Origin of the sequence: Rhizobium sp. FKY42, from assembly GCF_005222835.1 — a bacterium.
Lineage (GTDB): Bacteria > Pseudomonadota > Alphaproteobacteria > Rhizobiales > Rhizobiaceae > Neorhizobium.
Map to the genome: position 1 here is coordinate 226,641 of NZ_STGA01000028.1, position 13,284 is coordinate 239,924.

A 13,284-nucleotide genomic window follows, 5' to 3' on the forward strand; every position below is an offset into this window, starting at 1 on the left:
CATTGATCAGGATCGACCATGTCCGTTATCACCTTTGCCAACACCAAGGGCGGCGCCGGTAAGACAACCGCCGTACTTTTGCTCGCAACAGAATTGGCCCAGGTGGGCCACCGGGTGACAGTCCTAGATGCCGATCCGCAGTACTGGATGTCGCGCTGGTACGATCTATCGCAGCCCGTCGCACGCCTCAATGTCATCCCCTATGTGACGCAATCCTCGATCGACCGCCATCTGCAGGAAGCGCGGAAGAAATCGGACTATGTTCTGATCGATCTTCCCGGTGCACGCAGCCCGCTTCTTGCCAAGGCAATCGGGCTCTCCGATCATGTGCTGATACCAATTCAGGGATGTGCGATGGATGCACAGGGCGGCGCGCATGTTCTTGAGCTGTTGCAATACCTGGATGACAAGCTCGGGCTGAAAGTTCCTCATTCCGTGATCCTCACGCGGGTCAATTCAATGGTGACGACACGCGCACTCTTGGCCGTCAAAGGACTGTTGGCCCAGAAGAATGTGGACGTTCTCAACGTTCCGATCATCGAGCGGTCGGCTTTCCGCGACGTGTTCGATTGCGGAGGCACACTTCACACCATGGATCTTGGTCGGGTCAGCAATCTGGACAAGGCGCGTGAAAACGCTCGCCTCTATGCCGAGGATGTCATGCAGCGTGTTGCACGCACCCAACAAGCGGCAAAGTCGCGCACCGCCGCCTAAGTAGCTCAACCTTCAAGACTTCGGCCTGTCGTCGTCTTCCAGCACCCGCCAGGCCGCACCATCCAGATCGTCATACTGGCCGCTCTTGAGCGACCAGAGGAAGGCCGTAAGACCCAATCCACCCAAGGCCAAAGCGACCGGGATAAGATAGATCAGCATGTTCATGCTGCGTGCACCTCTCTGATTTCGCTTGTCGGCAACACGGCCTGCCGAGGAGCCGAATTCTCCCGTGACCTGACGATTCCATTGAGACGCAGGGCATTGGCCACAACAATCAGCGATGATGTGGACATTGCAATGGAGGCAATGAGCGGTGTTGCATAGCCGGCAATGGCAATTGGAACGGCTATGACATTATAGCCGATTGCCAAGGCGAAGTTTTCCCGGATGAGGCGACCGGCTTGCTTTGAGATGCTGATAGCCCTCGGCACCGCATCCAGCCCCTCGTGTATGAAGACGAAGTCGGCGGCTTGCCTTCCAACATCTGCTGCGGTGGCGGGCGCCATTGACACGTAGGCTGTCCTGAGAGCGGGCGCATCATTGATACCGTCACCAACCATCAGCGATTTTCTGCCGGTTTGTGTAAGTTCTGCAAGGGCTTCGCACTTGTCACGCGGCGTCAGTTCAGCCCGCCAGGCGTTGATTTCCAAGTGGTCGGCCACCCTTGCCACAGCGCTCTTCCGATCACCGGAGAGAAGAATGAGGTCGTGACCTTCGCGCTTCAGTTCCTCAAGTGCGTCAAGTGCATTGGGACGAAGCATATCCTCGAACAGAAACGACGCGAGCTCCCGTCCATCGAGCGACAGGACAACTTCGGAGTAGCCGCCAGTGTCGGTTTCCATCGATTCAGGGCAAGCGAATTTGCGACGACCCAAACGGTAAAGACCCTCTTTCGTTCTGGCCTCGATCCCCTGCCCTGCAAATTCCTCGACGCCGTCGAAGGCCAGCACAGGTCCGCCGCCGCTCGCACGGATCGCCTGGGAGAGCGGATGTCGCGAGTGGACGGCTAACGATGCCGCCATTGCCACATGTGCGGGTTTTCCTCGGCTTGAAACGAGGCGGGGCTTCCCCAAGGTCAGTGTTCCCGTCTTGTCGAAGACAATCGTTTCAACCTCAGCGAGGCGCTCCATTGCCGAGCCGTCCTTCACCATGATGCCATGTTTGAAAAGGCGTCCGGCCGCAACCACCTGCACGACGGGAACGGCAAGCCCCAAGGCGCAAGGGCAGGTGATAATCAGAACAGCAATGGCGATCAGAAGCGCCTGTTTCCAATCACCGCCGAAAATGCCCCATCCCATAAAGGTTGCGAGCGCCAGAACGTGGACGCAGGGCGCATAGATCTGGGCAGCCCGATCGGCAATACGCCGGTAATGTGCCTTGCCACCTTCAGCTGCTTCCATGAGCCCAATGATTTCGGACAGGAACGATTGACGTGCCGACGCCGTCGCCTCGATCACGAGAGCGCCGGTCAAGTTCATGGTGCCCGCCTGAACATTAGCTCCTGGGCCAACCGGGCATGGATCAGACTCGCCGTTGACGATGGAGCGGTCGACGTCGCTCCTGCCCTGTTTGATGATCCCGTCGACTGGCAATCGATCGCCCGCAGAGATGGCGATACGGTCGCCCGGCTTTACTTCATCCAGCGGACGATATTCACGCAAACCATCCTGCTGAATGACCATGGCGCCCCTTGGCGAAAGACGTGCAAGACCGACGATGGCGGAACGGGCCCGATCGCGCATGATATGATCCAGCGTACGACCAATCAGCAGAAAAAACAGGAGCGAAGCGGTCGCGTCGAACCATGCATGTTCGCCATGGTTGATCGTTTCCCAAAGGGAGACGGCATAGGACAGCGTGATCGCAAGCGCGATCGGCACGTCCATGTTCGTGCGTCCGTGCCTGAGCGCAGTCCAAGCCGACTGATAGAAGAACCGCCCCCCATAGATAAGCGCGGGGGCTGCAATGAAGGCCGAGATCCAGTGAAACAGGTCACGCGTCGCCGCCTCTGCTCCTGACCAGACAGATACAGACAGCAACATGATGTTGGCGGCGGCGAAGCCCGTGACTGCAACGCCGCGGAGAAGTTGTGACTTGATCTCATCGTCTCCCTCGAGCTCTGCGGAGAAGAGATGAGATTCGTAACCGGTTCGCTTCCAGATGGCCGCTGGGAAAGATCGCGGATCCGTTTCTTGTCCGGTCCCTTCGGCGGTCGCAGTCCAGACAATCGAAACGCGCCGCGTTGAAAGATTGACGCGCGCCCTCCGAACGCCCGGAACCTCGCGCAAGGCCTGTTCCACCGCTGTGATGCAGGCACCGCAGTGGACGCCCGGAACGCTGAGATCCAGTTGACGGTATCCATCGCCGACATCCCGGCTTGCCAGTATCAGTTCTTCGGAAGAAGGAGATGTGTGTGAGGTGCCGACCAGTTCAAGCGCAGCCTCGGTACCGGGCGCGCAGCAGCTCATCTTGCCTCTCCCATGACGGCAATCCGCTGCGAATGATGCAGGATGCGGCTTCCATCCTTAAGGGCGCTGATATCAACGATCCAGTGTCCCCCCTGCACGGTTCGTTCTACAGCGTAAAAGCCTCTGCCCAATGGCTGAAGTGTCTCTCTGAAATCCTGATGGTCGCCCACCGGCCGCTTGAAGATCGCAAAGACCTCATCTGCAAAGACCGGCTGCCCCATGGCATCGGTGATGAGGATTTCGATCTTCGAGGGTGTGACGGTCAGTACATTCGTCATGCCTGATGCATTCAGCTGTTTTGCTTCATTGACCTTCGCATTGAACTGCTGGCTCGCGACGTAGGTATTTTCGACGACGAGCCCGCTCCATGAATGGACGGCCTGATAGGCCATGTAGAAGTTCACCGATATGATCGTACCGAAAAAGAGGCCGATCACTCCCAGCATATGCCAGCCTGTAAAGGTGAAGTTGCCTGCATTGCGCGTTGTCATTTGCTGGCTCCCGGGGTGTTGAAGTTTGCGTGGTAGACATCCGTCTCGCCGCTGGCGCGGTCTTCCAGGACGAAGTTAAAGCCCTCTCTCGGATCAAAGATCGCCTTCTTGGGCAAAGTGACGAAGACTTTGAGTGGCGTTGCCTTGTCCGGATCCAGCGGAATGGCGAAGACGCGGTCCGCATAATCGGTCGAGATTTCGGGGATCTTCATTTCCGCGCCGGGCAATCCCTGCAATGACAGGAATACCGTGCGGCGTTCAGGTATCATGTTCAAAAGGCGCACCGTGTAGCCGTTGCGGATCGAACCATCCGATTCCAGAACAAATTGCGGGTTTCGGTCGTGGAGAACGTTGATCTCCAGACGATCGCGGCTGAGCAGGGCGACCAGCAGCGCAAGCCCCACCGCGCTCCAGATCCCCATATAGAGAAGCGTGCGTAGACGAAGCAGGATCTTCCAGTCGAAATGCCGGATCTGATCGACGAAGCTTCCGTCGGACTTGCGTACACGGTTCGGGTCGATGCTCGAGCGCCCACAGTCGGTCGCAAGCGCCATGTTGGACTGATATTCGTTCAAGGTAGCATAGGCGATCAGGCCGCGTTCGCGTCCGAGCTTGTCCATCACATTGTCGCAGGCATCGATGCATAGCGCACAGGTGATACATTCGAATTGTTGACCATCGCGAATATCAATCCCCATGGGACAGACTGCGACGCAGGCGTTGCAATCGACGCAATCACCGACGGTTCGTTCTTCCACTGCCGCATTTTTTGAGCTCTTGCCGCGCAGCTCGCCCCGCCAGTCGTTATAGGTCACAACCAGCGAATTATCATCCAGCATGGCCCCCTGGATGCGGGGCCAGGGACACATGTAGATGCAGACCTGCTCGCGCATCAGCCCGCCCAGCACATAGGTCGTCGCGGTGAGGATGGCGACCGTAGAATAGGCGACGAAAGCCGCATGGCCAGTGACAAAATCAAAGGCCAGCGAAGGCGCATCGGAGAAATAGAAGATCCAGGCGCCGCCTGTTGCAATGGCAATCAGGAGCCATGCCGCATGTTTGACAGTGCGCTTAGCCAGCTTTTGCACGCTCCAGGGTGACGCATCCAGCTTCATGCGCGCATTACGGTCGCCTTCGACAAAGCGTTCGACAGCCAGAAAGAGATCGACCCACACCGTTTGCGGACAGGCATAGCCGCACCAGGCGCGACCGACCGCAGACGTCACGAGAAAAAGGCCAAAGCCTGCCATGACCAGTAGACCGGCAACGAAAAAAAACTCCTGCGGCCAGATCTCGATCATGAAGAAATAGAAGCGGCGGTTGGCCAGATCCACCAGCACCGCCTGATCAGGAGCAAACGGCCCCCTGTCCCACCGGATCCACGGCGTCAAATAGTAGATACCCAACGTGATCAACATGACCAGCCATTTGAAGCGCCGGAAGCGACCCTTGATTTCCTTAGGAAAAATCTTCTTCTGGGCTTCGTAGAGCGGCTCGTGAGGCGGCGACGCAGCGGGGCGCTTCTCGGCCTCTGTCTTCTTCCGGTCTTTGGTGGATGGGGCTGTGTAAAGGTTCATGGCAAGGATCCAGTATGATCTCTCAGCCTTTTCGCACCGGATGCGAAAGCATACCTTGATATAGGTCAAGAATGGGTCCGCCGCGCCGGGATGTCGCACCGCGATGGACACCAAAGTCTCTTTGGCAAAACGGAAAAAAAGCCGCCTCTTGTCGAAGAGACGGCTTTTGGGACGGGTTCAATCTGATTCAGGACGGGTGTTGAACTCGCTTTCGTCCGGGAGATCGTTACTCGCCGCCACCGAGCGAATGAATGTAGACTGCCAGCTCCTTCACAGTCGTATCGCCGAGGCGCGCATTCCAGGCCGGCATGACGCCATGTTTGGGTTGGCGAATCTGGGCTATGATCTGCTCCTCACCCCTGACCTTCAGCCAGATGGCATCGGCAAGGTTCGGGGCTCCGAATTCGCGGTTACCCTTGGCATCCTGGCCGTGGCAGGAAGCGCAGTTGTCGGCGAACAGCTGCTTGCCGGGTTCAACGAGTGCGGCATTGTGCGGCTTGTCGGTCAGACTCACAACATAGGCCGCAACCTGCTTGATCTCATCCGGCTTCAGGATATCGCCAAAGGCCGGCATTTCGGAGGTTCGGGTTTCCGCATCATCCTGGAAGCGGATACCGTGCGAGATCGTCTGATGGATCTGCTCGATGTTGCCACCCCACAGCCATTCATCGTCGTTGAGGTTAGGATAGCCTGCTCCGCCGGCGGCACCCGAACCATGGCACTGGACACAGTTGACCTTGAAAGCTGCGGCACCGGCGGCAGTCGCAAATTTGGCCAGTTGAGGGTCGGCGAGAATGTCCTTCACCGGCGTCGCGGCGATCTTCTGGAGCATGTCGCCTTTCGCCGTCTTTGCTGCAGCCAGTTCTGCACTGAGTTCCGCGCGGCTCGAATACCCCCAGATACCCTTGGTGGCACTGGTGAGCATAGGCCAGGCAGGATAGACCACCGTGTAGGCCAAGGCCCATACGATCGTGGCATAGAAGGTCCAGAGCCACCAGCGTGGCAGCGGATTGTTCAATTCGCGGATACCGTCCCACTCATGGCCGGTGGTTTCGACTCCGCTGATGTCATCAATATGTTTGTCTGCCATGATCAATCCTCCTTCAGAGGGATGCTTGCAGCTTCTTGAGCCTGGCGCTTTGCGCCAGGGCGCAGAACGAAAAGGACCGAGCCGACGAAGAAGAGGGCCATTGCCAACAGCCCCCAGCTGTCGGCGAAGTGGCGCATTGCGGTGTAGACTTCCATGGGTCCCCCTCCTCAGCGATAGCCGGTGGCGTCGTCATAGGTCGTGAAGTCGACCAGCGTGCCGAGCATCTGGAGATAGGCAACCAGCGCATCCATTTCGGTGAGCTTTGCCGGATTGCCGTCAAAATCTCCAACCTTTGCCTTCGGATAGCGCGCCAGAAGGCCGGCTGAGTCTGCGTTGGGATCGGCCTGAGCAGCGAGGTCGGCCTTAGCGTTCTGCAACATTTCTTCCGAATACGGCACGCCAACCAAAGCATTGGCCTTCAGGTCCATGGTGACATCGGTCACCTTGAGTTGCGTTTCCTTCAGAAAAGCATAACCGGGCATGATTGATTCCGGCACCACGTCACGCGGGCGGATCAGATGCTGGACATGCCATTCGTTTGAATAACGATCGCCAACGCGGGCAAGATCCGGACCGGTACGCTTGGAACCCCACTGGAAGGGGTGGTCGTACATGCTTTCCGCGGCGAGCGAGTAATGGCCGTAGCGCTCGACCTCATCGCGGAAGGGACGGATCATCTGGCTATGACAGACATAGCACCCCTCCCGGATGTAGATGTTGCGCCCAGCCAGTTCGAGCGGCGAGTAGGGGCGCATGCCCTCCACCTTCTCGATCGTATTCTGCAGGTAGAAAAGCGGCGCGATTTCCACGATACCGCCAATCGAGACGACGAGAAGCGAGCCGACCAGAAGCAGGGTCGCATTGCGCTCTATAAACTGGTGTTTCTCCATAATGGACATGGGATCCACTCCTTATTCGGCGGGCTGAAGGGCGGCCGGGATAGCACCCGGTACGTTTTCACGCCGCTCGTAACCCAGGATGGTCATTGTGATGTTGAAGGCCATGATCAGCGAACCAGCGAGATACATGAGGCCACCAACGGCACGCAGCACGTAGTAAGGGAACATGGCCGCCACGGTTTCGGCGAAGGAATAGACCAGGAAGCCCTGATTATCGTATTCGCGCCACATCAGACCCTGCTGCACGCCGGCAACCCACATCACCGCGGCGTAGACAACGATACCGAGTGTGGCCAGCCAGAAGTGCCAGTTGACCATGGCCAAACTATAGAGCCGATTGCGGTTCCATAGCTTCGGCACGAGGAAGTAGACAGCGCCGAAGGAAATCATCCCGACCCAACCAAGGGCGCCCGAGTGGACGTGACCGATGGTCCATTCCGTATAGTGGCTGAGCGAATTGACGGCCTTGATCGACATCATCGGGCCTTCGAAGGTCGACATGCCATAGAAGGCAATCGCGATGACCATCATGCGAATGATCGGGTCCGTGCGGATCTTGTCCCAGGCGCCGGACAGCGTCATCAAACCGTTGATCATCCCACCCCAGGACGGCATCCACAGCATGATCGAGAAGACCATTCCGAGCGTTTGCGCCCAATCCGGCAGTGCCGTGTAGTGCAGATGGTGCGGGCCGGCCCAGATGTACATGAAGATCAGGGCCCAGAAGTGGATGATCGACAGGCGGTAGGAATAGACCGGACGACCGGCCTGCTTGGGAACGAAGTAGTACATCATGCCCAGGAAGCCGGCGGTCAGGAAGAAGCCTACTGCATTATGGCCATACCACCACTGAGTCAGCGCATCCTGCACGCCCGAGAAGGCCGAATAGCTCTTTACACCCAGAAACGAGACGGGGATCGCCAGATTGTTGACGACATGCAAGAGCGCGATCGTGACAATAAAGGCGAGGTAGAACCAGTTTGCCACATAGATATGCGGCTCCTTGCGCATCAGGATCGTGCCGAGGAAAGCGACCAGATAAGCAACCCAGACGACAGTCAGCCAAAGATCGACATACCATTCAGGTTCTGCATATTCGCGGCCCTGTGTGATGCCGAGGAGATAGCCGGTGGCGGCCATGACGATGAAGAGTTGATAACCCCAGAAGACGAACCAACCGAGACCGTCACCACCGAACAGGCGTGCACGCGATGTTCGTTGCACGACGTAGAACGAGGTGCACAGCAGCGCATTGCCACCAAACGCAAAGATGACGGCAGATGTGTGCAAGGGACGCATGCGCCCGAAGTTGAACCATGGTCCGAAATTGAGGTCGGGGAATGCGAGCTGCAGTGCAACGACCACGCCGACCAGAAAGCCGACGACACCCCAGAAGGTCGTAGCGATCGCGCCGTATTTCACCACTTCATCGAAGTAGCCGGAATGATCGGAAGCCGACGCCACCTTTGCAACGGAAGCGAAGTTGACCCGCCGAAGCAGAATGATTGTAAATGCCGCCAGGGTGAAGAAGAGCACCCACATATGTGCGGCAAAGAGGCTGTCGTTGGCAAAGCCAGCCCCCAGGAGGGCCACGAAGGCTCCCAGGGTCAGCGCCACGACGGGTATGGTATTGTTCATAGGAACATCCCCCAGAGACGTCAATTGCAGGATCCGCACCGGTTGGACCGAGGAACCCCTTCGCTTGGGAGAAATCACATTATCGGGAGAAGAGGGCCTTGATCTGAATCAACAGAGATTTCCGAAGTCCTGGTTGGATCTGAAATAATTCTCTCAGCCCATTCAGGATGCTTCGACACGATCCAGCTCAACGGCCTGCCGCTTCCGGCAAGAGAAGCAGCAGGCCGTGCCTGGGAGGCATGGGTAGCGAAGACTTTCAGCTTACGAGCGCGACAGGTCGCAGCCGCCGACGCTGTTCCAACTGATGGCCCGCAACGATCAGCGCGAGCGGGACCAGCAATGTCCAACCGAATCCAGCAACCAGGAAAAGGCTCGAAACGACAGCAAGCAGAGCGAGCAGCCTTGCGAACAGACCGCGATTGAGCCGAGCATAGCAGAGGATGACAGCCAGATAGATGACGATGAAGTTCTGGTTTGCCAGCATCAATCCATCCGTGATGGTGAACAGACCGAGGTGAAGCGCTGTGCAGATGCCCACATAGGCCACCAGCATGAACGCGAGCGACCGTCTCGGCATGCCATTTCCCGCGAGATGGCCCAGAAATGACGGCAAGATGTGGGCTCGCCCCGCGGAATAGATCAGACGACTGGCGGCAAATACCCAGGCGTTCACATTGGCCAGAACCACAAGAACAATGAGTGGATATGCGACAATTACAAGGGAGCTCCCATCCAGCAACCCCAGAAGCCCGGCAACGCCGTGGATGTTCAATCCCGATGCTTCGGCCCCTGAAGCAACAATGGCAAGTGCAGTATAGATTGCCGTTACCAGAACAAACCCGACCGCAAAAATCGTCTTGATCGCTTTTGCGCCGCCGGAAACCTCTTCAGTGCCGAAACTCAGATTCTCCCATCCCAGAAATGCCCAGAAAAGCACAGCGGCGGCGGTCCAGAGCGAGGAGATTGGGACATCCGGGAGAGACAGCACGTAGTGCCGGTAGGCTGTCGTTCCTTTTGCCAGCAAATCGGGCTGGCTGATGACAATGAGTAGGACGAGCAATACGAGCGAAAGCGCCGATGCAACGTTGATCCAGGATGCGGGTCGCAAACCAAAGAAATTCACCACGGTCGAGACGGCAAGAACGCCGATCGTCAACCATATGACCGAGCTTTCCGGCAGCCCGAAAATCTTTTGCAGATAAATGCATCCCATGTATGTCCCGATCGGAATACACAGCATGAACGTGATCGCAAAGATAAGGGAAACGGCCGTTTCCGCCCAGTCGCCCAAGGCCATCGCTGCATAGCGGGCAACGCCGCCGGAACTCTGGACGCGCAATGAGAGGCTGAGGAAGATGATGACGAGCGGAAGAGAGATCAGCATGGTCAACGGCCAGGCCAATGCGGCTGCCGCACCTCCGCCTGCCTCTATGGCCAGACCGGGAAGGCCAAGCAGTCCGGAGCCGATGATGGTGCATATGGCGAGGACGACGCCCTGTGGAACCGACATCGATTTCTTGAGTGACATGGCAATTCTCCACCCGGTCCTTTACAGTTCTTCCGGGCCGGGCGACGACTGGCATGAAAGCACATTCGAACCGCTCGGACCCGCTCACCCGTTTTCAACACGCTGCTGTTTCAGCTCTCCGGCGTAACGGCACGGCGCAGTCGGCCGCTTACCGTCAGATAACGGTCTTCAAGGGCCTCGACCTGCAGGCCTTCCAGCCCTGCGGCATCCAGTTGCGTCCGGACTTCCTGGCAAGTGTAGGAACTCTTCAGAGAGCTGAGATAGTGATCCTGAACCACACTCGATTCCTGTCCCACATGCAATTCTACAAGTCGGCGCGCCTCTTCCTCGTTGGCAGGCCGCCGCAGATCCCGGACGAAGATATGACAGCCGTCGGCCCCAAGACGACCGATCTCACGCCAGAATTGATCCGCATCTGCGACATGGTGCAACACGCTATTGCTCAGAATGACGTCGAAGAAGCCGTCTTCAAAACCAAGACTGCGCCCGTTGGTCAAAATCCAGTTGATGCCCTGGTGCTGCGTTGCAAGCCTCGTTTGTGCCGCGTCGCGGGCAATCGTCAACATCCGCGCCGAGATATCGGCGCCGAAGAGCGTCCAGTTTGGCGCATGATTGCGCAACCGCACCAGTACGTCTCCAGGACCACAGCCGATATCGAGCGCCCGCACCGATGGTCTGTCGACCGTAAAAACGATTTCTCTCGCCAGCGCCTCATGCGGAACACTGTAGTCCGCCAGCGCGTAGAAATATTCTTCCTCTTCCGTCATGTATTCCGGCTCTGGAATACGAAAAGCCAAACCTGCCATTGACTGCTCCCATTTCCCCATCAATCAGCGAAATCTTAAAGGGCACCTCATGGGAGGCGCCTCATTGTTATCTGGAAGCATGTATTGCGGCCATTCGAGATCGCCGGCCTGATAGTGACCGAGAAGCGGGCTATGCGAGATCCGATCATACAGATCTATGTTTTTCCTGATCTTTTCGCGCACCGCGTAGCCGCGCTTGTGGGCACCGGCGACCACGTCAAAACGTTCTCGCGGGTTGATGACCAGAACCATGGCATCACATAGGTTGCGGCTTAGCCGATTAACATTCTGGGGATGACTCACATTGATGAAGAGCTGCTGGCCGTCGAAGCACATCGACCAGTATTCCTGTTCAGGCTTCGTCGGCGTTCCGTTCACCCACGGAACTTGATCGTTGTCGATAAGATATTGGAGTGCTTCGACGAAGATCCGCTCGTAGTCTTTCGTGGTCGAAAGGTGCTCCACGGGCTGAAACAGAACCAACAGCGGGCGAGCAGTGTTGACTGAACCGTCCCACTTGGACTCTGCATTAAGATAGGCTTTCAACCCCTCGTAAAGCACTTCAAACCGGTAGGTTCCGCAATTGCTTTGGAAGGGGATCGGGAGGCAAAGGATGTTGCCTCGCTGATGCGCGTTTTGCGCGAATACGCAGGGGAACTCCGGTCCATCCTTGGGCTCGAAGCGCGAGGAAATCTGCTGCATCAAATGACCTGACCAATTCAGATCTGCCGCACTGGGCGCGCCCAGTGACTGAATATGAGAAGATAATAAAATCATATAATTACCCTTTGAAATGGGTCGCGACTGATGCCGTCATCGGTTATCGGTCATACTTGCCCGGCCGGGTGCAAACTTCACATTTGTGGTAAGATGTTCACAACGGTCGGATGTGACAGTATTGCCGAAAATCGTGCCAAATTGCCCTGCAAGGATAGTGAGTGATGGATTCTAAATCTCTCCCGCGTGTTACGATCCTCGCCTATGACGGCGTCAACCTCTTTGAGCTGGGGGCCGCGCTCGAAATATTCACCTTGAGCAATGCTTTTCAGCCTTGCTATGAGGTTCTTGTCTGCGCCGCCCGCGAGGGAGGCAGGATCTCGGCTGGACCGGTAAGCCTTGATGTCGAAGCAGGTCCTTCAGCGCTTCTCAACGCCCATACCGTCATTGTGCCTGGCTGGCTCGACGTTGATGGTCCGCCGCCTCGTGCGGCCATTCATGCAATCCAGAGTGTCAGCGCCAGGGGAGCAAGGATCGTATCCATCTGCTCAGGCGTCTTTCTTCTTGCGGAGGCAGGCATCATGGACGGGCGCCGGGCGGCTGTTCACTGGTCGCAGGCACGGCTTCTTGCCCAAAGATTTCCGCGCATACAGGTGGATTCGAAAGTTCTTTATGTGGATGACGGGGACGTGATGAGTTCAGCCGGACGAGCCGCCGGCCTGGATCTTTGCCTCCACATCATTCGTAAGGACCAAGGCGGCAGGATCGCCAGAGCTGTGGCGCAGCGAATGGTCATTCCGGCGCATCGCGATGGCGATCAGAGTCAATACATCCCTGCGTCGGCCCAGACGCAAGTAGACGGCCTTGCCGACCTCTGTGCGTGGATGGGGCGAAATCTGCAGAAAAGGATTTCAGTCAATGACATGGCTGCAAAAGCCCTGATGAGCCGCCGCACATTCATTCGCCGCTTCGAGGCGGCAACCGGCACTGCACCAGCGGAATGGCTTATACAACAGAGGCTGGCGCGCGCTCGCGAACTGCTTGAAGAAACCGTCATGCCCCTGGAACACATCGCGCTGGTTGTCGGCTTCGGGACAATCGATACCTTCCGCCATCACTTCCAGCGACAGTTTCATACGTCTCCGGCAGCCTATCGGCGGCGCTTTTGCTCCGACTCGGGTAGCTCAGGTGCCTGAGCTCTTCCGATCAATAGGTCAAGATGTCCCAGAAAAACGAAAAAAGCCCACGACTGCGGGCTTTTCGACTGGTCGGAGTGGAGTGATTCGAACACTCGACCCCCACGTCCCGAACGTGGTGCGCTACCAGACTGCGCTACACTCCGTGACCAGTGGCGCT

Annotated in this window: 13 protein-coding genes and 1 tRNA gene; 2 read left to right on the forward strand and 12 right to left on the reverse strand. The window is 57.3% G+C overall.

Annotated elements, in window-relative coordinates:
- The first annotated feature begins 18 nt into the window (after positions 1 to 18).
- Positions 19 to 714: a ParA family protein gene (locus E8M78_RS10605; protein WP_137135027.1), complete on the forward strand. Its 696-nt coding sequence runs from the start codon at positions 19 to 21 to the stop codon at positions 712 to 714.
- 12 nt (positions 715 to 726) lie between these two features.
- On the opposite strand, the gene ccoS is transcribed toward E8M78_RS10605, so the two are convergent.
- The 11 genes from ccoS to E8M78_RS10660 all read right to left on the reverse strand — a co-directional run bounded on the left by ccoS (position 727) and on the right by E8M78_RS10660 (position 11,988).
- Entirely contained in the window at positions 727 to 879 is a 153-nt protein-coding gene (gene ccoS / locus E8M78_RS10610; RefSeq protein WP_137135028.1) for a cbb3-type cytochrome oxidase assembly protein CcoS, read from the reverse strand.
- Entirely contained in the window at positions 876 to 3,182 is a 2,307-nt protein-coding gene (locus E8M78_RS10615) for a cation-translocating P-type ATPase (RefSeq protein ID WP_137135029.1), read from the reverse strand. The genes ccoS and E8M78_RS10615 overlap by 4 nt, the downstream gene beginning before the upstream one ends.
- Positions 3,179 to 3,673, reverse strand: coding sequence for a FixH family protein (locus tag E8M78_RS10620; RefSeq protein ID WP_137135030.1), 495 nt, complete (start codon positions 3,671 to 3,673; stop codon positions 3,179 to 3,181). The genes E8M78_RS10615 and E8M78_RS10620 overlap by 4 nt, the downstream gene beginning before the upstream one ends.
- Positions 3,670 to 5,250, reverse strand: coding sequence for a cytochrome c oxidase accessory protein CcoG (ccoG, locus tag E8M78_RS10625; RefSeq protein ID WP_137135031.1), 1,581 nt, complete (start codon positions 5,248 to 5,250; stop codon positions 3,670 to 3,672). The genes E8M78_RS10620 and ccoG overlap by 4 nt, the downstream gene beginning before the upstream one ends.
- A 226-nt stretch (positions 5,251 to 5,476) precedes the next feature.
- Positions 5,477 to 6,340 carry a cytochrome-c oxidase, cbb3-type subunit III gene (ccoP, locus tag E8M78_RS10630; RefSeq protein WP_137135032.1) on the reverse strand — a complete coding sequence of 288 codons (864 nt, stop codon included), beginning with the start codon at positions 6,338 to 6,340 and terminating at the stop codon, positions 5,477 to 5,479.
- A 2-nt stretch (positions 6,341 to 6,342) separates the two neighbouring features.
- The gene (locus tag E8M78_RS10635; protein ID WP_137135033.1) at positions 6,343 to 6,495 is read right to left on the reverse strand and encodes a cbb3-type cytochrome c oxidase subunit 3; all 153 of its coding nucleotides are present in this window, start codon (positions 6,493 to 6,495) and stop codon (positions 6,343 to 6,345) included.
- Between the two features lie 12 nt (positions 6,496 to 6,507).
- A complete protein-coding gene (ccoO, locus tag E8M78_RS10640) occupies positions 6,508 to 7,239 on the reverse strand; it encodes a cytochrome-c oxidase, cbb3-type subunit II (protein WP_137135034.1) in 732 nt (243 codons plus the stop codon).
- A gap of 12 nt (positions 7,240 to 7,251) precedes the next feature.
- The gene (gene ccoN, locus E8M78_RS10645; RefSeq protein ID WP_137135035.1) at positions 7,252 to 8,877 is read right to left on the reverse strand and encodes a cytochrome-c oxidase, cbb3-type subunit I; all 1,626 of its coding nucleotides are present in this window, start codon (positions 8,875 to 8,877) and stop codon (positions 7,252 to 7,254) included.
- Between the two features lie 256 nt (positions 8,878 to 9,133).
- Positions 9,134 to 10,405: an APC family permease gene (locus E8M78_RS10650; protein ID WP_137135036.1), complete on the reverse strand. Its 1,272-nt coding sequence runs from the start codon at positions 10,403 to 10,405 to the stop codon at positions 9,134 to 9,136.
- Positions 10,406 to 10,515: 110 nt separating this feature from the next.
- On the reverse strand, positions 10,516 to 11,211 hold the full coding sequence (locus tag E8M78_RS10655; protein ID WP_170973389.1) for a class I SAM-dependent methyltransferase: 696 nt from the start codon (positions 11,209 to 11,211) through the stop codon (positions 10,516 to 10,518).
- A gap of 24 nt (positions 11,212 to 11,235) precedes the next feature.
- Positions 11,236 to 11,988, reverse strand: coding sequence for a YqcI/YcgG family protein (locus E8M78_RS10660; protein WP_137135038.1), 753 nt, complete (start codon positions 11,986 to 11,988; stop codon positions 11,236 to 11,238).
- Positions 11,989 to 12,152: 164 nt separating this feature from the next.
- Here E8M78_RS10660 and E8M78_RS10665 point away from each other — a divergent pair, with 164 nt between their 5' ends.
- On the forward strand, positions 12,153 to 13,124 hold the full coding sequence (locus tag E8M78_RS10665; protein ID WP_137135039.1) for a helix-turn-helix domain-containing protein: 972 nt from the start codon (positions 12,153 to 12,155) through the stop codon (positions 13,122 to 13,124).
- A 69-nt stretch (positions 13,125 to 13,193) separates the two neighbouring features.
- Here the strand turns inward: E8M78_RS10665 and E8M78_RS10670 are convergent.
- Positions 13,194 to 13,270 (reverse strand) — tRNA-Pro (locus tag E8M78_RS10670).
- Positions 13,271 to 13,284 lie beyond the last annotated feature (14 nt).

What these genes read in the sequence shown, in the direction of transcription:
- E8M78_RS10660 (WP_137135038.1), bottom strand. Translation starts at nt 11,988, where the DNA reads ATGATTTTATTATCTTCTCATATTCAGTCACTGGGCGCGCCCAGTGCG.
- E8M78_RS10655 (WP_170973389.1), bottom strand. Translation starts at nt 11,211, where the DNA reads ATGGCAGGTTTGGCTTTTCGTATTCCAGAGCCGGAATACATGACGGAA.
- E8M78_RS10615 (WP_137135029.1), bottom strand. Translation starts at nt 3,182, where the DNA reads ATGAGCTGCTGCGCGCCCGGTACCGAGGCTGCGCTTGAACTGGTCGGC.
- E8M78_RS10665 (WP_137135039.1), top strand. Translation starts at nt 12,153, where the DNA reads ATGGATTCTAAATCTCTCCCGCGTGTTACGATCCTCGCCTATGACGGC.
- E8M78_RS10605 (WP_137135027.1), top strand. Translation starts at nt 19, where the DNA reads ATGTCCGTTATCACCTTTGCCAACACCAAGGGCGGCGCCGGTAAGACA.
- ccoG (WP_137135031.1), bottom strand. Translation starts at nt 5,250, where the DNA reads ATGAACCTTTACACAGCCCCATCCACCAAAGACCGGAAGAAGACAGAG.
- ccoP (WP_137135032.1), bottom strand. Translation starts at nt 6,340, where the DNA reads ATGGCAGACAAACATATTGATGACATCAGCGGAGTCGAAACCACCGGC.
- ccoO (WP_137135034.1), bottom strand. Translation starts at nt 7,239, where the DNA reads ATGTCCATTATGGAGAAACACCAGTTTATAGAGCGCAATGCGACCCTG.
- E8M78_RS10620 (WP_137135030.1), bottom strand. Translation starts at nt 3,673, where the DNA reads ATGACAACGCGCAATGCAGGCAACTTCACCTTTACAGGCTGGCATATG.
- E8M78_RS10650 (WP_137135036.1), bottom strand. Translation starts at nt 10,405, where the DNA reads ATGTCACTCAAGAAATCGATGTCGGTTCCACAGGGCGTCGTCCTCGCC.
- E8M78_RS10635 (WP_137135033.1), bottom strand. Translation starts at nt 6,495, where the DNA reads ATGGAAGTCTACACCGCAATGCGCCACTTCGCCGACAGCTGGGGGCTG.
- ccoN (WP_137135035.1), bottom strand. Translation starts at nt 8,877, where the DNA reads ATGAACAATACCATACCCGTCGTGGCGCTGACCCTGGGAGCCTTCGTG.
- ccoS (WP_137135028.1), bottom strand. Translation starts at nt 879, where the DNA reads ATGAACATGCTGATCTATCTTATCCCGGTCGCTTTGGCCTTGGGTGGA.